The sequence below is a fragment of the Bacteroides sp. AM23-12 genome (assembly GCF_003434395.1).
In the GTDB taxonomy this organism is placed as follows: domain Bacteria; phylum Bacteroidota; class Bacteroidia; order Bacteroidales; family Bacteroidaceae; genus Bacteroides; species Bacteroides thetaiotaomicron.
The window spans coordinates 157,262-177,663 of sequence record NZ_QTLF01000002.1; the positions used below are offsets into that span (position 1 = coordinate 157,262).

8 protein-coding genes are annotated in these 20,402 nt (G+C 46.5%); 6 read left to right on the forward strand and 2 right to left on the reverse strand.

What is annotated here, in order from left to right; all coding sequences use genetic code 11:
• A complete protein-coding gene (locus DW640_RS02925) occupies positions 1-1,983 on the reverse strand; it encodes an alpha-L-arabinofuranosidase C-terminal domain-containing protein (RefSeq protein WP_011107222.1) in 1,983 nt (660 codons plus the stop codon).
• A gap of 25 nt (positions 1,984-2,008) precedes the next feature.
• Positions 2,009-3,550 (reverse strand): arabinan endo-1,5-alpha-L-arabinosidase, encoded by a 1,542-nt coding sequence (locus DW640_RS02930; RefSeq protein ID WP_011107221.1) that lies wholly within the window; start codon positions 3,548-3,550, stop codon positions 2,009-2,011.
• Positions 3,551-3,705: 155 nt separating this feature from the next.
• Here DW640_RS02930 and DW640_RS02935 point away from each other — a divergent pair, with 155 nt between their 5' ends.
• The 6 genes from DW640_RS02935 (at position 3,706) to DW640_RS02960 (ending at position 20,383) form a co-directional block, all read left to right on the forward strand.
• Complete coding sequence (locus DW640_RS02935; RefSeq protein ID WP_117577400.1) at positions 3,706-7,968, forward strand: two-component regulator propeller domain-containing protein; 4,263 nt, start codon at positions 3,706-3,708, stop codon at positions 7,966-7,968.
• Between the two features lie 229 nt (positions 7,969-8,197).
• A complete protein-coding gene (locus DW640_RS02940) occupies positions 8,198-10,507 on the forward strand; it encodes a LamG domain-containing protein (protein ID WP_233525423.1) in 2,310 nt (769 codons plus the stop codon).
• Between the two features lie 19 nt (positions 10,508-10,526).
• The gene (locus DW640_RS02945) at positions 10,527-13,610 is read left to right on the forward strand and encodes a TonB-dependent receptor (RefSeq protein WP_117577289.1); all 3,084 of its coding nucleotides are present in this window, start codon (positions 10,527-10,529) and stop codon (positions 13,608-13,610) included.
• Between the two features lie 12 nt (positions 13,611-13,622).
• Positions 13,623-15,398, forward strand: a complete 1,776-nt coding sequence (locus DW640_RS02950; RefSeq protein ID WP_113748568.1) for a RagB/SusD family nutrient uptake outer membrane protein — start codon at positions 13,623-13,625, stop codon at positions 15,396-15,398.
• Between the two features lie 4 nt (positions 15,399-15,402).
• Positions 15,403-18,552: a TonB-dependent receptor gene (locus tag DW640_RS02955; RefSeq protein WP_117577291.1), complete on the forward strand. Its 3,150-nt coding sequence runs from the start codon at positions 15,403-15,405 to the stop codon at positions 18,550-18,552.
• Positions 18,553-18,577: 25 nt separating this feature from the next.
• Positions 18,578-20,383: a RagB/SusD family nutrient uptake outer membrane protein gene (locus tag DW640_RS02960; RefSeq protein ID WP_117577293.1), complete on the forward strand. Its 1,806-nt coding sequence runs from the start codon at positions 18,578-18,580 to the stop codon at positions 20,381-20,383.
• Positions 20,384-20,402: the final 19 nt, after the last annotated feature.

Here is a 20,402-nt window from a genome sequence, read left to right on the forward strand (position 1 = left end):
TTATTTCTTCGTGAATTTATAAACTGCAAACGTGTTCGGTCCGAGTTCGGTGGTTAACGCATGACCATTGATCGTTACCGGTGTCTCCTGCGGAGTGATGGCAAACGGTTGTTCAAGCGTATTATCTTTGTCCTGATCGAGTGAGCTAAGAGTGATGCAACGTCCTTCGGACAATACATCCTGCTTTTTCAGACCTTCGAAAGTCAAGGATACAGGCTGTGTCTTATCGGAAGTATTAGCTACTTTGACAATCAGTTCGTTCTTATCCTTATCATAGACTGCACTGGCAAAAAGTCCGTTTTGTCCTTCCGCCCCTGTTACCGGTTTCTTGTTCATAGTGAGAGGAAGTACATTCGTTCCTTTGTTCTGTGCGTACAGCTGCTGCACATAATAACTTACGGTACGCACCGAGTTAAGATTATCAAACCAAATCATGTCCGGACGCCATTGCCATCCCTCCACATGAGCGAAAAGCGGCGCATAAGTAGCCATATGTACGATATCGGCATTACGTTCCAATCCGGTCATGAAGGCTGCTTCGAGCAAGGCAGCATGGAAGTGGTTCCATTTCTTTCCTTTTCCGTGACAAGCATATTCGCCGGCAAATACTTTCGGTCCTTTGCGGTCATAGTTATCATAGCGTGCTCCCTGACTGAGGAACCAGCTTTCGGGACGGTAGAAGTGTTCGTCTACCAGATCAGCTTTCAGACGCTTCATCTCAGGCCACAGGTAATCAAATTCTTTTCCTTCGGAATTCGGGCCGGAACTGCCTACAATCATGATTTCCGGATGCGCCTTGCGAAGAGCCTTGATAAACGGTTCGAGACGTTCGGGATACTCTTTTCCCCACTGTTCATTACCGATGCCCAGATATTTCAAATTAAAAGGTGCCGGATGTCCCATATCGGCACGTACTTTCCCCCAAGTCGTGTTCACGTCTCCATTGGCAAATTCGATCAGATCGAGTGCATCCTGAATATAGCTGTCCAGGTCGCAAACTGCTACGTGAGCTTTTTCTTCATTGTTCTGATACTGACAGGCAAGTCCGCAGTTCAGGATCGGAAGCGGTGCCGCTCCCATTTCTTCAGAAAGAAGAAAATATTCATAGAATCCCAGTCCGTAGCTTTGATAATAATCCGGATAGAAACGATGGGTAAAGGTATATTGCCAGCGATTTTCGTTCAATGGACGGTTTTCTACCGGCCCCACGGATTTCTTCCAGTCATAACGGGTTTCGAGATCCGTACCTTCAACGATGCAACCACCGGGGAAACGGAAGACTCCCGGATGAATATCCGCCAAAGCCTGCGCAAGGTCTTTGCGAAGACCGTTCTCATGTCCCTTCCAAGTATCGACAGGGAAAAGGGAAATATGCTCCAAGTCTACCGTACCCTGGGAAGCAAGGAAAATACGAAGCGTTGCTTTGGGATTGGTAACACCCGCTTTTAAGATTACCTGATACTTCTTCCAGTCTTTGGAATCAATGGTCAGTGTCTGAGAGGCAAAAGCCTGATGTTCGCCCATAGATTTGGTATCTACAAGTTCCACACGTATCTTTTCACCTGTACCTCCGTGCGGCAGACGTGCCCACACAGAGAAGCGGTATTCTTCACCTTGCTTAACCCCGATGCCGAAGAAGCCTTCATTATCCAGTCCGGTATGCTTGTGGGCATGTCCCGGATTATCAAGACGCACATAATGCGGATTGCGTTCAAAAGGACCGTCATCCTGCAAAGTCACCTTTCCATAAGTCTTCCATCCCATCAGACGCTGAGGGAATTCGAATGAACGGTTCTTTACCAGTTCGGCATAAAGTCCGCCATCGGCAGCATAATTGATGTCTTCAAAAAAGAGTCCGTACATTGTCGGCTGGATTTCAGCACCCAACTTCTTAGTCTGGATCACCATTTCATTGGTTTGCGCATGAAGCGCCATGCCGGTAGATAAGGCTAATGCAGCCAGTAATTCTGTGTATCTTCTCATGGTTTTCAATAAAAATTATATATAGTTATTTGATTCTTTTTCCCCAGACAGAACGTCCCCGGCTATCGAGTCCGGTAAAGAGAATTGTTTCGGTTTCGTTCTCCCAATCGTGTCCTGCAAAGATAACCAGATTCTCAATCTTCTCCGAGTTCAAATCTACCATTAATAGATGTTTTTCGGTCAAAAAGGACCATTTTCCATTCATTTGAACTATATTCCATTCGTTATCGGTCATCTGCCCTTTGCACGTGCCGTCTTTTACCAAAGTCACTCGGGTGGACAAGTTCCATTCCTTCTCTTTCAGTTCTCCCTCTCCCCATAAGATCTGTCCGGCTTCCAGCTGACGTTCGTATGCCGGTTCCTGCACTCGTATGATTTCCCATTCACCGACCAGATCTTCTTTGCTGAATTGACGCGAAGCAGTCCCTGCATATCTCTCGGGAGAAGCGACCGGCCAGCCTTCGGGAGTGAAGAACAACTGCCGTATATGTAACACCATTAACTGATTTTGCGGTGACAGACGTCCCTGATGTGCCATAAAATAGTTTCCTTCACCGTCAGAAAAGACGGCACAATGCGCTGTACCCGCCCATCCGGTATGGTTCTCAAAACGATATGGTGCAGTCAGTATCGGGAAGTTGTTGGTCGTATCTTTCACAGCCTTGCCAAAGTAGTCCGTAAACGGACCTTCGGCAGCATCCGAACGGCTGACACGTACATTATAAGTCGTCATCAGCGGATCATAGGAAGTGAAAAGATAATATTGTTTCAGCTCCGGATGATAGATTATTTCCGGTGCTTCGAGATTGTCCTTCCGATAGTTGGCACGCCGTGCTACAAGGTGCCCCAAATCGCCTTCGTTTAAGGCTAATCCGGTTTCAGGATTCAGTTCGACGCAATACAGACCACCGAAGAAGGAGCCGTAATGCATCCACCATTTACCAGTATTTTCATCTGCTATGACGCTCGGATCGATAGCATTCATCGCGGTAGAATCATCTGTTTTAACGATACAGCCTTTCTGCGTCCATGGCCCTTCGGGAGAAGTTGATTCGGCAAGTCCTATATAGGATGTTTTACGTCCGAATGCGGATACGCAATAGTAGAGGCGGTATTTATCTTTATAAGGGATGATATACGGTGCCCAGATATTGGTCGCCCCCTGCCCTCCTGCATGAGACTGTACCCATTGAACCGCTTCTTCCGGTATTTCAGGAAATGCCCATCCCAGAAATTCCCAATGTACCAAATCCTTAGAACGGCGCATCTGGATAAATCCCAACGGCACGCCTTTCTCTCTCGCTTCTTTCCGGTTCTCACCGAAAATCGCATCTGTAGAATACATATAATAATAGTCGCCCAGCTTCCGGCAGGACGGATCGTGTACATTGTATGTTCCCCATTGACGGTAATCTTCCATTTTGGCTACTGATAAATAATTATCATCCCAAGAATTAGCAGAAGGAGTCGGAGTAAACACGGAAGAAGTGCAACTTACAAAGAAGCTGCCTGCTACTAAAAGAACTGGCAAAAACAAGTTTTTCATAATATCTGTGTATTCGTTCATCAATTATGCTACAAAAATACGCCCCGTTTCCCCTATGAAAGGTGGACATACGAACACGATTGGTGGACAATCCGATAATCTGCTGAAAAGAAGCTCTTCCCATTTTTGTGATTGAAGAGATTCTTCTAACTTTGCCCTTATTAATACGTACATATATGAAAAAACACCTACTTATATACCTTATAATATATAGTATCTGTTCACTGGCCGGACAGGTTCGGGCACAGGAACGGTTTGCCGACCGCTATAATATTACGTATGTGACCATGAACGAGGGGCTTCCACATAATTTTATCGACGATTTGTACAAAGACAGCCGGGGGTTTATGTGGATTTCGACTGCCGGAGGCGGGCTTTCCCGTTATGATGGCTATGAGTTTGTAAACTACACTCCCAATAATCACCAATGCAAACTAAAAAGCAACTTTATACGCAATGTCTGTGAAGACGCCTTCCAACGCCTTTGGATCGTCTCCGAAGGGGGAACGGATATTATTGACTTATCTACTTTAAAACCGATTATCCCCCATGACCCGAAAGGGATACTTCCAAAGATACTGGAACTACCGGCTACCCGTATCATGAAAGATACGCAAGGCTGTATCTGGCTTCATTGCGACAACGCCCTTCACCGTATCGAATTCAATGACAAAGGGGAAGTGCAAATCCTGTCTACACTCAGCCCTGTCTATCTGAATGGTCCGGACATTGCTCTGAAAGACATTGACGAGGATGGGAAAATATGGATGGGAAACAATGGAGAAATACGAAAAGTGGCATTAAGTCCGCAAAAGAGACTGGTAACCACTCCCATAGCCGACTGCCTGAAGTTCGAAGCGGGAACTTATATTTCGGATTTCCTCAGCAAAGAGAATGAAGTCTGGATCTCCAGTGACCGCGGACTATTCCGCTATAATAAAACTGGAAATGTGATAAAACGATATGAGCATGATTCCGGCAATCCCTATTCCCTGTCGCAAAATTATCTGACAAATTTAGCTATCACCGATGACAAACAATTAATCGTCGCGACACTACGTGGTATTAATATCTATAACCCGATGACGGATAATTTTGAACGTATAGCCTGTGACCTTCCAAATGGCGGCACCAATCTGCTGAACAGTAACTTTATTAATTGCATATTGACTGATGGAGAACATATCTGGTTCGGTACGGAAACCGGAGGTATCAATCTGTTGAATCCACGGCAACTATCGATACGGAGCTACCGGCATGACAAGGAAAATCCGTCAAGTTTATCCTATAATCCTGTTAATGCAATTTATGAAGATGTATACGGAACCTTATGGGTAGGGACAGTAGAAGGCGGACTGAACAGAAAAGAACGGAACAGCGAAGATTTCACCCATTATACACGTGAACACGGAGGACTGAGTCACAACTCCGTCAGTGCCCTGACTGCCGATACCGACAATCACTTATGGATAGGTACATGGGGAGGAGGTCTCAATCTGCTTGATCTGAAAGCTCCCCGACAGATACTGGAGGTAATTTCCTCACAGACCGGCGGAGGCTTTCCGATTAACTTTATCGGAGTATTGAATTATGACCCTATTAATGAAGGTATATGGATAGGCGCCAATCAAGGACTCTATTTTTATGATCCGGTAAAAAAGGAAATAACTGCTCCGTTACCGGATAAGGCTGCTGAAAATATTCATGGCTGTATCGGTTCCATTATCGATAAGGAGGGTAAACTTTGGGTCGGTTGTCTGGAAGGGGTTTATATCATCGATCTGCATTCCCGTTCCTCTAAAGGAGAATTCCAGTACAGGCACCTGAACTACAAACTGGACGATCCGTCCTCCCGCCTGATTGAGAAAATAACCTGCTTTTATCAAGGTAAGGACGGTACTTTATGGCTGGGCAGTAACGGATATGGCATTTATCAACGAAAAATCGATGCTCAAGGAAAAGAACAGTTTATCTCTTATAGCACAGCGCAAGGACTACCGAACAATAGTATTCGGGGAATACTGGAAGATAACAACGGTAACTTATGGATCAGTACCAATAATGGACTCTCCTGTTATCACCAGGCAGAGAATCGTTTCATTAACTATACCATACAGGATGGTCTGATTGACACACAGTTTTATTGGAACGCCTCATGTGGTTCTTCTCATGACTTACTCTATTTCGGCAGTGTAGGCGGATTGGTTGCAATCGAAAGTAATCGTCCGGCGATGTCTCTTCCAGCTGCCAAAGTACGTTTCACCCGTCTACGGATAGGTAATGAAGAAATATTGCCGGGCAGCGAATACCTGTCGGAAGATATTGCCATAACGACGGAACTGAAACTGCATGAAAAAGAGAAATCTTTCTCACTCGAATTTGCAGCGCTCAACTTTGAGTCAAACAATACAGCCATATACAGTTATCGTCTGGTCGGTTTTGACGATAAATGGGTACAGGTTCCGGGCAACCGTCGTTTCGCCAGTTATACGAATTTACCTCCCGGTTCATATACTCTACAGGTCAGATACACTCCTGATGGTGAGAACGAGGGAGAAAACATAACGGAACTGAAGATTACGATTGTACCTTATTTCTATAAGACTGTATGGTTTATTCTATTCATCATCGTATTGTTATCTGTCAGTGTATGGCAATTCTATCAATGGCGCATCCGTAATCTGAAACGGCAGAAAGAATATCTGCACCGCACGGTAGAAGAACGTACTCATGAACTGGAACAGCAAAAGCATCTGTTAGAAAATCAAACGGATGAGCTGTCACGCCAAAACCAGATGCTGATTCAGCAGAATGAGAAAATCACGAGGCAGAAGGCACAACTGATTCGTATGTCCCGTAAAGTACAGGAATTGACGCTTGACAAGATTTCATTCTTTACGAATATTACCCACGAATTCCGCACACCGATTACCCTCATTATCGGTCCTATCGAACGTGCGTTGAAATTAAGCTACAATCCGCAAGTCATTGAGCAATTGAACTTCGTGGAACGCAATTCCAAATATCTATTGTCTCTCGTCAATCAGTTGATGGATTTCCGGAAGGTAGAGTCCGGCAAACTGGAGATTGTGAAGACTCGGGGAAATTTTCTGAAATTTATCGATTCACTGATCACTCCGTTTGAAGTATTCGCCCAAGAGCGGAACATTGTGCTCAAACGCTATTACCGGATGGAAATGCCGGAGATCTTGTACGATGAGGAAGCAATGCGTAAGGTGGTCACCAATCTGTTGAGTAACGCTATCAAGTTTACTCCTAACGGGGGAACTGTGTCTCTCTACCTATCTGCTCTTTTCGCCAAAGACAGTGAAAAAGAGACTCTGTATATTTGCGTCAAGGACAGTGGTTCGGGCATCCCTGAGGAAGACCTCAATCGGATTTTCAACCGCTTCTACCAGTCGCAGAATCAAGTGAAATATCCGGTATACGGACAAGCAGGAACAGGCATCGGTTTATACCTCTGCAAACGGATTGTTCAAATGCACGGCGGAGAGATCAAAGCATTCAATAACCGTCATGCGGGATGCTCTTTCCGCATCCTCCTCCCCTTGCAACGAAATGAAAGGAAAGACGAAAAGACAATCATTATTGATCACAACGATTCGTCCGCAACTCCTGTTCAGGATTCCGGCTCTCCAAAAGAGAAAGAGGCTTTAAGTATACTGGTTGTGGAGGATAATGCTGATATGCGGGGATATATCCGGTCTATTCTTCGTGAACAGTATCATGTACTGGAAGCTGCAAATGGCGAAGAAGCACTACATATACTTAATAGTAATCCAATAGACTTTATTATCAGTGATTTGATGATGCCTGTCATGGACGGAATCGAACTGTCCCGAAAGGTAAAGGAAACATTTGCCATTTCGCATATTCCTTTCCTGATGCTGACTGCCAAAACCTCACAAGAAGCCCGACTGGAAAGCTATCGTATGGGAGTGGACGAATATCTGCTGAAACCTTTTGATGAGACATTATTATTGACCCGTATTCAGAATATTCTGGAGAACCGGAAACGATATCAACGTAAATTTACGCTTGATATGGACGTGGACGTACTTAATATGGAAGAAGAATCCGGTGATAAGAAGTTCCTCAATCAAGTAATGGAAGTTATCAAAGAGAACTACAAGAACTCCTATTTTGAAGTCAGCGATTTTTGTGAAGCCGTCGGAGTAAGCAAAAGCCTGCTGAACAAAAAACTGCAAAACTTAATCGGTCAGTCCGCCGGACAGTTCATCCGGAATTACAGACTGAACATCGCACGGGAATTGATTCTGAAGAATCGGGAAACGAAGAATATGAATATAGCGGAAGTTGCCTACGAAGTAGGATTCAATGATCCCAAATATTTTACAAGATGCTTCACGAAACATTTCAATGTGACACCAAGCGCACTGCTGAATAACGAAGAATAACTGATATAAGGGTTGCTATTATGAAACAATGATAGCAGCCCTTCGTCTTAAAATGAGCTCATTTTAAGAGACATCCGTCCAAGATTATACTCAAAGTGTAAAAAAGACACTTATATAACCGTTTATCCACCTCGAAAATTCATTTGTCCACCTTTAATATACTCATCAGTTGTATTTTTGCGACACTACAACGAGTAGAATTATTGTTGAACCATTAATATCAATATCTATGAAGACAAGGAAATGGCCGTTACTACTTATGGCAATTCTTACCGTTCTCAGCATGAGTTCTTGTCAGGATTGGGGAGAAGCTGATCCACCGGCAGGAAATCAAAAACTTCCGGCAAAGCCGGATACCTCCGCTAAATTAATAGCTGAATTTACATTTGACGAAGATTTCAACTCTACTGCCACCGAAGGCGAAACACCTGTATCGGGGGAAGTTTTTGCATACAGTGCAGATCAGGAGATTCCGGAAATCGTACAGGATGATGAAAGAGAAAGTGGAGTTATGCACGCCAACGGCGGATACCTCCGCATTCCCAACCCTCTTATCGGTGCAGATATCCAGACAGGAGTCTCATTTAGTTTCTTCGTAAAATCTACTAAAACAGACCATACAGGCGCACTGATCTCATTCAGTGACGGAACGAACAAACTGTATTTCACTGCAAATGCTTTTTTGAGCTATACCGGCACAGGAGGCTATCTGGACGTAAATGATCCGGAAGTCAGTGTAACGAACGCAATGCCTTACGGGACATGGCATTATGTTGCCTTGACTTTCACAGAGAAAGGATACGCCATTTATATCGATGGCACCAAGAAATACGATACCAACAACCATGCCAGCATCAGTTCCGGAAAGACAAGGGCTGTGAGCGTAGGTGACTTCGATTATTCCAATATGATCGATTTATTGTCATCTGCGACCTATATATATTTAGGCTATGGTTCGGATACGGAAACAGCCGAAGCCTATTATGATGATCTGAAGATCTGGACAAATACTTTCTCGGACAGCGATGCTCAGGGACCGAATATCGGTGGCGGAATACATGTGCCCGATCCTGTTTATAAAGCTACTTTCGAAACGACTACCGAACTACAGATCATTGGCGGTGGCAGCTTTGTTACAGATGATAATAGCGCCTTCGGAACCGTATTCAAGAATATCCCCGGAGGAATGCGTCAGAATTACTTGTTGCTTCCGGAAGATGTAATGTCACATTCTGCCGAAACGAAAGAAATGTCTATCGGTATGTGGGTGAATGCGAAGGATGCCGGAATCTCATCCACTTATATGTGGTCACCATTATTCAGTGCTCACGGGCAGGCACCGGGCATAGCAGGTACTGCCAATACAGACAACTGGCCTATGTTTGCATTGTATGTAAGAGGAACATTACAACTGAATAATGCCGGATGGTGCAACTTTGATGATGCACAGAATGTAAATGGTACCAATGCTCTATATCATGACGCCACTGACTGGTTAGCCGATCACGGGTGGCATTACTATACAGTAACTCTCACCGCTACTTCCGCCAAAGTATATATGGATGGCGAACTGAAGAACGAATGGCAGGTGGCAGGTACCGGAGATAATAATACAATTGAAGGTGCATTCATTTATGGTGCCAACTACAAATACATCACTTTAGGCGGAAATCAGGCGTTCGACTGGGGCGATCCCGATCCGGGATTCATGTTTGACGACTTCGCAGTCTATAACAAAGAATTGTCTCCGGAACAGATCAAACAGATTATGGAAGACAAGACATTGGCTCTGCCTACTCCTGTCTACATCAATACCTTTGAAGAAGGAACCGGAGATGCAAAAATCGTAGGTTCGGGCAAAATAGTTTCAGTGGAAGACAAAGGGTTCGGACAAATATTCCAGAATGTAGCCGGTTCTAAAGACACTAATTATCTGATGTTGCCTCAGGATGCTCTTTCCCACTCCGTAGAATCTCAGGAAGTGAGTATTAGTGTATGGGTGAATGCCAAGAATGCAGGAGCATCGGACGATTATCGCTATTCTCCCCTATTCACGGCATACGGAAACGAGCCGTCGGCAGGATCAGAGAATATATGGCCATTGTTTGTCCTGCAATCCCGCGGACTTGCCCAAATAAACTGTAACGGATGGACAGACTTCACCGCCGCACAAAATGAGAAAGGTGTCAACACCGTTTATTGCTCGGAATATGCAGCAGATGGAATCGTTTGTGAGGAAGACTGGCTGAAGGATCATGAATGGCATCTTTACACAGCCGTTCTCACGTCTACCACCTGTAAAATCTACATTGACGGAGAAGTCGCCAACTCATGGACAGTATCGGGCAGCGGTGACGGCAATACCATCTCCGGAATATTCACCAACGGTGCAGACTTGAAATACATCTCATTGGGCGGAAACCAGGCATGGACATGGGCTGACCCTGATCCCGGATTTATGTTCGACGACATCGCTATCTACAACAAAGCACTGACAATCGATGAGATACAGGCTATTATGAAAAAGAAAAAGAATTAAACCTTAAAGTTTAGTATACATGAAAAATTTTATACTGATACTCTGCCTCGCCACATTCAGCCAATGGGTGTATGCGCAGAACAAGCAGATCACCGGACGGGTAGTTGATACCAAAGGCGAAGCCGCCATTGGTGCAAGCATACTTGAAAAAGGAACTACAAACGGAACCATTACCGACTTTGACGGTAATTTCAAACTGACGGTCGGACCGAAAGCCGTGTTACAAATCAGTTATATCGGTTATAAGACACAGGAAATACCAGTAGCCAACAAGACGAAACTGAATATCACTATGGAGGAAGACACGGAAGTGCTGGATGAAGTCGTAGTGGTCGGATACGGTGCGCAGAAGAAAGAAAGTGTGGTAGGTGCCATCTCGCAGGTTTCTTCCAAAGAACTGTTGAAATCTCCGGCAGCCAATATTTCACAAGCGATTGCCGGTAAGATTTCGGGTGTAATCACTTCTCAGACTTCCGGTGCGCCGGGGGCTGATGATATGAAGATTTATATCCGTGGCCGTGCTTCTTTCGCAGGAGACAACCAACCATTGATTCTGGTAGACGGCGTAGAACGTGAGTTCTCACAGATTGCTCCGGATGATATCGAATCGATCTCTACGTTGAAAGATGCTTCCGCTACTGCCGTATATGGTGTACGTGGTGCAAACGGTGTGATGCTGATTACAACGAAGCGTGGTAAAGAACAGAAACCGACCGTCAGCCTGACCGCCAACTGGCAAATACAGTCCCCTACCCGCCAGGATACTTATCTGGATTCTTACAATTCAGTTGTATTGCTGGAAGAAGCGCTGGCTAACGACGGACTGCCTTCTCAATATTCGGCATCCGACATCGAAATGTATAAAAGAGCCTCAGCAGGACAACTCAGCGGAATCGATGCCCTCCTCTACCCGAATGTAGACTGGTATGACACCGTTTTGCGAAACAGTGCACCGGCACAACGCTACAATGTCAATATACAGGGCGGTACCAAACGTATGCGTTACTTTACTTCTGCCGAATATTATAACCAACAGGGATTGTTCAAGGAATTCAGCCAGGACGAATACGGAAACAAGTCGAACTCCAGCTTCAAGCGTTTCGCTTTCCGTGCCAATCTCGACTTCCTGATGACCAAAGACCTGACTCTTTCCGTCAACTTCGGGACACGTTTCGAAGAACGCAGAGGACCGAACTCGAATGAATCGAGAGACGGAACTTACAGTCAGGCATTTTATGAAATGAATCATACACCGGGATGGTTGTTTCCGGTATCCTATACCGTAGGTGAAGGTGAAGACCAGAAGACATTGTACAGCGGCAGCTCACAATACCAGAATAATATCGTGGCACGTTTTGCCAAAGCCGGTTTCTACCGCTCCACCAATACGATCAATGAAACAAATTTCATTGTGGATTATAAGATGGACTGGCTCACCAAAGGGCTGGCAGCAAAAGGAATGGTATCTTTCGACTACGACGCTTACTATATGCGTGCTTTCAATGCCGACTTTGCCACTTATGAGCTGAATGACCGTACTAATTATAATTCAATAGACGCTTATACCCAGTTCAATACGGATACGGAACTTGCTTATCTGGGCAATAACCAGACTACTACTTATAAACTTTATATGGAATTCCAGCTGAACTGGGCACGCAAATTCGGGAAACATGATATCACCGCTATGGCACTGTACAACCAGAATGACTACCGTTATCAGGCAGACCTTGCCGAACGCTACCAAGGACTGGTAGGGCGTGCCACATACGGCTACGACGACCGTTACCTGGCAGAAGTCAACTTCGGCTATAACGGTTCGGAAAACTTCATGCGAGGCAGACGCTTCGGTTTCTTCCCTTCTTTCTCCGTAGGATGGAGAATCAGCAACGAAGCTTTCATGAAAGGAACGGAAGACTGGCTGAACAATCTGAAAATCCGTGCATCCTATGGTGAAGTAGGTAACGATGTATACAAAGTGAATGGCGTAAAACAACGTTTCCTGTATCAGGCAGTGTGGACACAGATAACCAACGACTATCACTTCGGAACAACCGGATATACCGGTATCTATGAAAGCCAGTACCCTAACTATGCAGTGACTTGGGAACGTGCTCACAAATACAACCTGGGACTGGAATTTGGTTTATGGAACGGACTGCTGAACGGTAATATCGACGTATTCTACGAAAAGAGAAACGATATCCTGACTCCTTATCTCACCCGTCCGCAATGGGTTGGCGTCAATATGGCTGCCGGCAATCTGGGAGAAACCAACAACAAGGGTTTCGAAATCGAACTGAAACATGCGAACCATATCGGAAAGGACTTTACCTATAATGCAAGTCTGACTTTCTCACACGCCCGCAATGAAATCCGGAACATGGACGAACCCGCCACAAAGACAGCTTATCGCAAACAGGAAGGTCATCCGATCAACCAATACTTCGGTCTGGTGTGCGATGGTTTTGTAACCCAAGCCGACTTGAACAATCCCGATTTTCCGGTTTCTACTTTCGGCAATGTACAGGTAGGCGACCTGAAATACCGTGATATGAACGGAGACGGATTTATCGATAGCCGTGATGAAACATTTATCGGCTATAGCGATGTTCCCGAAAACACTTACGCCTTGTCTCTGGGATGCGAATACAAAGGCATCGGATTCAGCATCATGTTTCAGGGAGTAGATCATGTTTCCAGATATTATGATGCGGAAGCAATGTACGCTTTCGTGAATGGCGGTAAGGTAAAAGAACATCATCTGAACCGCTGGAATCCCAACCAGTCGGAAGCATACAACCTTACCCATGCCAGTTATCCGCTGCTCCATTATGACAGCTACGGCGACCATAACCAGCGTAAAAACTCGTTCTTCCTAAAAAACGGTAACTTCCTTCGTCTGAAGAATATCGAACTAAGCTACTCGCTTCCGGCCCGATGGATCAGAAAAGTAGCCATGAACGAATGCCGCGTCTATGTAAATGCAAACAATCTCATCACGTGGGATAAACTGGATGGTCTTTGCGATCCGGAAAGTGAAGGTTCCAACCGTTACCCGATTATGAAGACAGTGAACTTTGGTGTAAACATTAAATTCTAACAGATATAAGACATGAAAAAGACAATCATATATACCGCCTTTTGGTTGGCAACCGCCGGAATCGCCCTGACTTCCTGTGAAGATATATTCGGTGGTTTTCTGGACAAACAGCCCAGCAACGAACTGACAGAAGAAGAGGTATTCAGCCAATGGACTACTACCCGTGAGTTCCATTTCGATACTTACAACTTCCTGCGCCACGGTGCCTGCCGCATCAACAACTCATGGATGGATGCAGCTACCGACTTAGCCGAAACCAGCTACGCCAGCGGCGGCACGCGTACAAGTTTCAACATCGGCAACTATTATGCCAGCGGTGCCGCCACTGAACTCACCGGCACATGGGAACACTATTACCGGGGTATCCGCAAATGCAATATGCTGTTAAAGAACATCGACGACGTGCCCAAAGCTACGGATGACTCGGAAGAAGCACACGCTACCTATGTGAAACAATACAAGGCGGAAGCTCATTTCCTCCGTGCTTATTTCTACTGGGAAATGTTTCTCCGCTACGGTCCCGTCCCTCTGGTTACAGATGTACTCGATCCGGACGGAGACTTGCTCAGCAACTATACCACCCGCCCTTCCTTGAAAGAATATGTAGTTGACTTCATTCTGAAAGAACTGAAAGATTGCGAAGAAGGATTGATGGATAAAGCTACTTCTGCCGAATCGGGCAACCCCGGACGTATCAGCCAGCCAATGGCACGTGCACTGTATTCACGTGTCATGCTCTACATGGCAAGCGACCGTTTCAGAAGTGAATCGGGTATCAGCTGGCAGCAAGCCGCCGATGCAGCGCAAAGCTTCATGACGGATTACGGAACACTCTACGGACTCTACACGACTGATACCGATCCGAAGACATGCTATACCAACGCCATCCTGAAGAACGCACATGACGAGAAAAATAATGAAACGATCTTCTGGCGTAATGATGTAGCTGTAGGATGGGGAGCGATCTATAACGATACGCCGGTAGGCGAAGGCGGCAACGGAGGTTTGTGCCCGTCACAGAATTTAGTGGATATGTACGATATGGCGAACGGACAGTCTCCTTTCAGCAATTATGATGAAACCGGCGCCCCTGTTTATAATGGAACAGCCACTCCAGCCATCAACAATGCCAGCGGATACAAGAGCAATGATCCTTACAGCAACCGTGACCCGCGTCTGGCGGCTACCGTACTCTACAACGGTGTGAATTGGGGTAATGGTATAATTAATGTACTCAAAGGACAACGGGATAACCCGCAAGGAAATGCAAATGCAACGCCGACCGGATACTATACCCGCAAGTATATTCCGGAAGTGATCCTGAACAATAACCATACCGGCAGCAACTACCGTAACTGGATTATCATCCGCTATGCGGAAATCTTATTGAACTATGCAGAAGCCTTGAATGAAGCCGGCGGGTCACGTGCCGACGTACTGAATGCCATCCAGCCTCTCCGCGACCGTGTAGGGATGACTGCCAAACTCACAGACCGCAGCGATCTTCAGACCATTGCCGACCGCCGTAACTTCATCCGCAAGGAACGTACCGTCGAACTCGCTTTTGAAGATCATCGCGCATGGGACGTACGTCGCTGGAATGTAGCGGAAAAAGCATTGGCACGTCCTATCTACGGAATGGAGGTTACCAAGGAAAACGGAAAGTTTGTCTATACACGTAAAGTTGCCCAGAACCGGGTATTTACGGAGAAAATGTATCTCTACCCGATACCGGAAGGAGAAGTATGGAAAACGAATATCGAAAACAACCCGGGTTGGAACAATTAACTGAATGAATATGCAACCGATGAAATTAAATAACATACAGACAGGATTCAAAAGAATCCTACTCACCGTAGCCACAGCTTTCATGCTGGGCAACGGATGGGCGCAAGATGCTAAAGTCCTGAAAGGACGAATCGTAAATGCAGAGGGTGAACCTATCGCAGGTGCGGTGGTCAACGTAGCGGAAGCAAGCCGCATCGCACTCTCGGACAAGGACGGTTTCTTCACTTTGAAGAATGTAAAACCTGCCGACGAGCTTTATGTAAGCAGCGTAGGCTATCTGCCGGCAACAGCCATTGCCGACTTTGATGAGAACTTCAAGATTGTTATGGATGCCGACCTGGATGAATATGCTCATACGACTCCGCTTCCTTTCAACCGCAAACCCAAGAAGTTTGTGACAGAGTCCACTTCCATCGTCACCGGAGAAGAACTGGAAAAACATCCGGTAACCGTTTTGCAGAATGCGTTTACCTCCACTGTCACCGGTGTAGAGACGTATGAGGCGCAATCCGAACCGGGATGGAGTGAAACGGCTATGTATATCCGTGGCATCCGTACCATGAATGCCAGCGCACGCAGTCCGCTGATCATCGTTGACAATGTGGAACGTGACCTCTCATTCCTCGATGCCTACCCTATTGAATCGATTACGATATTGAAGGATGCCGCCGCCACCGCTATCTATGGAATGCGTGGAGCCAACGGCGCAGTACTCGTAACGACCAAACGCGGAGAAACCGGTAAGACTAAAATCAACTTCACACAAGAAGTCGGCTTCCAGACTATTGCCGGAATTCCCGAAAGCCAGAATTCTTATAACTATGCGCTGAGCCGTAATCAGGCACGATACCTGGACGGATTAAGTCCCGAATATTCCGATGAAGACCTGGAATACTACCGTCGTGTCTGCAACGGTGAGCAGTTGGAAGGAATGGCCAAATACAAATACTTCAATACGAACTGGCACGACACCATGCTGCGGGATGCAGCTCCGCAATACCGTACCAACCTGTCTGTCAGCGGTGGTAATGCACGTGCACGCTACTATGTCTCCTTCTCTTATCTCCGCCAGGAAGGTTTGTTCGACACCAAATGGACGGAATGGAACGAAGGATACAGCACACAGGAAGTATTGAACCGTTACAACCTGCGTTCGAACATCGACATCGATGTAAACAAGTTTCTGAATGTATCGATGGACTTGGGCGGACGTATCGACAATATCTCCCAACCGGGCATTGACGTATGGAACCTCTTTACCTGGGGAGCCGGCGAAAATCTTCCGGTGTATCCCGTATTCTGCCCAAACGGTGAATTCTTTATGCCGACCAGCAGCGACAGTAAAAACGGTGCCGCACAAATCGCCGGACGTGGTGTGGAACAGAACCGCCGCCGTAACCTCTATACAACCGTAACGGCTACCGGAAACCTGGATGCCCTCGTTCCCGGACTGAAAGCCAAGATGACGTTCAGTTTCGACTCTTACGAAACATTCCAGAAGGTGCAGCAAGCCGATGTCAATGTCTACTACTATAACTATATGGCTGATGTCAACGACCCGTCGGAATATACATACCAACGCATGAGAACGTACAAAGCATTGCCCAATGCCACCACTTCTCCACGTGACTATTACTATAATCTCAATATGAACGGCGGACTGGCATACGAACATACATTCGGCAAACATGCCGTCAATGCCCAGGCTTTTATCCGTACTTATCAGAATGTAGTACGCGGACAGGAATCATCCAATCGCTACCTCTCTTATAATGCACAGGCTACCTATGTATATAACAACCGGTATATCCTTTCCGGTAATATCTCCCGCATGGGCAGTGATAATTATGCCGACGGCGAACGCTTCGGAACATTCCCCGGCGGTTCCGTGGGATGGGTACTTTCCGAAGAATCATGGCTGAAGAACTCGTTCGTGAATCTCCTGAAACTCCGTGCTTCTTACGGACGGGCGGGACAAGCTGTGACAGGCGTCAGCCGCTACCCGTACCAAGGTACATTCACCGAAGGAGGCGGATATAATTTCGGTACTTCCCAATCTTACACGGAAGGTGTATATGAATCGACAGCCGGCAACAAGAATATCAAATGGGAAATCTCGGATATGGCAAACTTCGGCGTTGACTTCGACTTGTGGAACAAGAAAATCTACGGTTCTGTGGACTTCTTCAAGGAATGGCGTTCCAATATTCTGGTATCCCGTTCCACCGTGCCCAGCTTATTCGGTGTAAACGCTCCGCAAGACTCTTACGGCAAGGCCGAAACGAAAGGTTTTGAGATCACTTTAGGACATAGCAACCGGATCGGTGATTTCGAATACTATATCGACGGTATGCTGACTTTCAACACCAACAAAATCACCGAAATGGATGAACTGACTCCCGATTACGCTTATCAGGCAAGAACCGGCAACCGTATCGACCAAAGCCAGCTCCTGATCTGGAAACAATGGGCCAGTAATCCCGACCTGATTCCGGAGTCGTATGAAGATGCCGTTGCCAATCCTCAGAAATATCCGTGGAACGCTACCGGTAAATACAAGCTCGGCAATGCCGTATTCCAGGATACGAACGGCGACCGTAAAATAGACAGCTACGACAAAGTACCGACCGGATACACGAATATTCCGGAATTAATCCCGACCATCCGTTTAGGTTTCAGTTGGAAAGGGTTCGATGCACGTGCCGTACTGACTGCCTATCTGAACCGTACCGTGCCCTGCCGTGAGAATATGGACTATGGTTTCGGCTGGGGAGGTACTTCCACTCACGAAATCACCAATACATGGGGATATTATACCGATGATCCGACAGACCCGCGCAATATCAACGCCAAATATCCGCGTTTGTCTACTTCCTTCAGTGACCTCGACCGGAACTATCCATACAATGAGTCTACCATCTGGGTAGTCAACGGAGACTTCCTTTCATTGCGCAATGTGGAAGTCGGCTACTCGCTTCCTGCACGATTGATTTCTAAAGTCAATATGACGAAATGCCGTCTTTACTTCAGCGGCTACAACCTGTGCAACTGGAGCCATCTGCCTAAAGGCTTTGATCCGGAAAACCCGACCAACTATATCTGGGCATATCCCAAGACACGTTCATTTACGTTCGGTGTGAATATCGGATTCTAATCATTCAATAAAACAGCAAAGAATTATGAAAAGAATATCAACTTATATAGCTACTCTGGTCCTCGCACTCGCAGGCAGTTCGTGCAGCGACTACCTCGACAAAGAGTACGATGCCTCCTTGTCTGAAAAGAAAGTGTTCAATAACCAGAACCTGACACGCGAGTTCCTCGCCAACATCTACACGAATCTGCCGGACGGACTGGCGCCACTGTCGGACGACCAGTTCACAGGTGCTTCACGTGACTGTATGACGGATAATGCAGTGACCTGCTGGGGACTTCATTATTATACAAAGATCGGCAGCGACGGATACACCGCCGGCGACCATCCCCTGCTGGGCTTCTGGAACACCGACTTATACGGGATTCGGAAATGTAATATGTTTCTGAAGAACGCCAAGGCATCCGTAGTAGGAAATACGGAGAAAGACGGCGATGACAACCGCCTTTACGACCGTTACTGTGCAGAAGCCAGACTGCTTCGCGCTATCTTCCATTTCGACTTAATCTGCTGGTTCGGCGCTGCCCCTGTCATTGCGGAAGATGAATCCGGCGAACCGATCATCTTCGACTTGTCTGATCCTTCGGCAATGAACATGTTCCGTACTCCCGCTGCCGAAGCACTTGAATGGGTAGCCGACCAATGCGACCAGATCAAAAACCAGCTCCCTTTCCGCTACAGCGATGAAGCATCCAACTGGGGACGTGTCAACGGAGCCGCCGCTTATGCTTTAAAGGCAAGAGCCCTGCTCTACCGTGCTTCCAAACTGAACAATCCGGACGGCAACACCGCATACTGGGCGAATGCAGCGCAGGCAGCAGCCGATTTCATCACTCAGAATAACAAGCAAAGTTCCCCTTACCGACTGTACAATACGGGAAATCCGGAGAATGACTATTACGAATGTTTCACGACCAATCCGGTATACAACAATGAAATTATCCTTGCACGCTCCGTATGGAATACCAATCAGGTAGAAAAAGTATTCCTGCCGGTAGGCTTTACCGGTTCCTTCTCCGGAAACGGACGTACCAACCCGACACAGAATCTGGTGGACGCTTACGAAATGAGCAACGGCAAACGGATCGATGAGAACGGCAGTACCTACGATGCCGCCAATCCGTATAAAGACCGTGACCCGCGTCTGGCACAAACCATCTTCTATCAGGGAATGATGTGGGGACGTGCCGACAAAGAAGAAAGACGCGCCATCGATGTACGCTACAACTCGGATGCGGACAAAGGAGTGGATTACACTTCAGCCATGGGAGGCACCTACACCGGATACTATCTGAAAAAGTTCGTGAATAACATATCCTGCAAAGAACCGGCCACCTATCCTCACGCATGGATGATTTTCCGTTATGGCGAAATTCTGCTGAATGCCGCCGAAGCCTATAATGAAGCGGAAGGTCCTGCCAAGGCATACAGTTACATCAATGAGGTACGCGCCCGTGCCGGTATGCCGGCCTACGCAGATATGTCGCAAAGTGAACTCCGCGAACGTATCCGCAACGAAAGACGCATCGAACTGGCTTTCGAAGATCATCGTTTCTTCGATGTACGCCGCTGGAAACTATATGACAATGTAACCTCTACGGGAGAAACCGGAAAGCCCCGTTACAACCAGTTGCTGAATCTTTATGGAGTGAAGGTCACCGGCAACGCAGATACTCCCTCCTATACCTTCGGACTGGCAGAAACGGTCAATTCACGCACGTTTGTCAATCCCAAGAGTTACTATTTCCCGATACCTGCCAACGAAGTGAAACGGGCACCCAATCTGGGACAGAATCCGGGATGGGACACCGGAAGCGCTTCTAACGAATAAACATCAAAACAATCTAAAA

What these genes read in the sequence shown, in the direction of transcription:
- DW640_RS02930 (WP_011107221.1), bottom strand. Translation starts at nt 3,550, where the DNA reads ATGAACGAATACACAGATATTATGAAAAACTTGTTTTTGCCAGTTCTT.
- DW640_RS02960 (WP_117577293.1), top strand. Translation starts at nt 18,578, where the DNA reads ATGAAAAGAATATCAACTTATATAGCTACTCTGGTCCTCGCACTCGCA.
- DW640_RS02935 (WP_117577400.1), top strand. Translation starts at nt 3,706, where the DNA reads ATGAAAAAACACCTACTTATATACCTTATAATATATAGTATCTGTTCA.
- DW640_RS02925 (WP_011107222.1), bottom strand. Translation starts at nt 1,983, where the DNA reads ATGAGAAGATACACAGAATTACTGGCTGCATTAGCCTTATCTACCGGC.
- DW640_RS02940 (WP_233525423.1), top strand. Translation starts at nt 8,198, where the DNA reads ATGAAGACAAGGAAATGGCCGTTACTACTTATGGCAATTCTTACCGTT.
- DW640_RS02950 (WP_113748568.1), top strand. Translation starts at nt 13,623, where the DNA reads ATGAAAAAGACAATCATATATACCGCCTTTTGGTTGGCAACCGCCGGA.
- DW640_RS02955 (WP_117577291.1), top strand. Translation starts at nt 15,403, where the DNA reads ATGAATATGCAACCGATGAAATTAAATAACATACAGACAGGATTCAAA.
- DW640_RS02945 (WP_117577289.1), top strand. Translation starts at nt 10,527, where the DNA reads ATGAAAAATTTTATACTGATACTCTGCCTCGCCACATTCAGCCAATGG.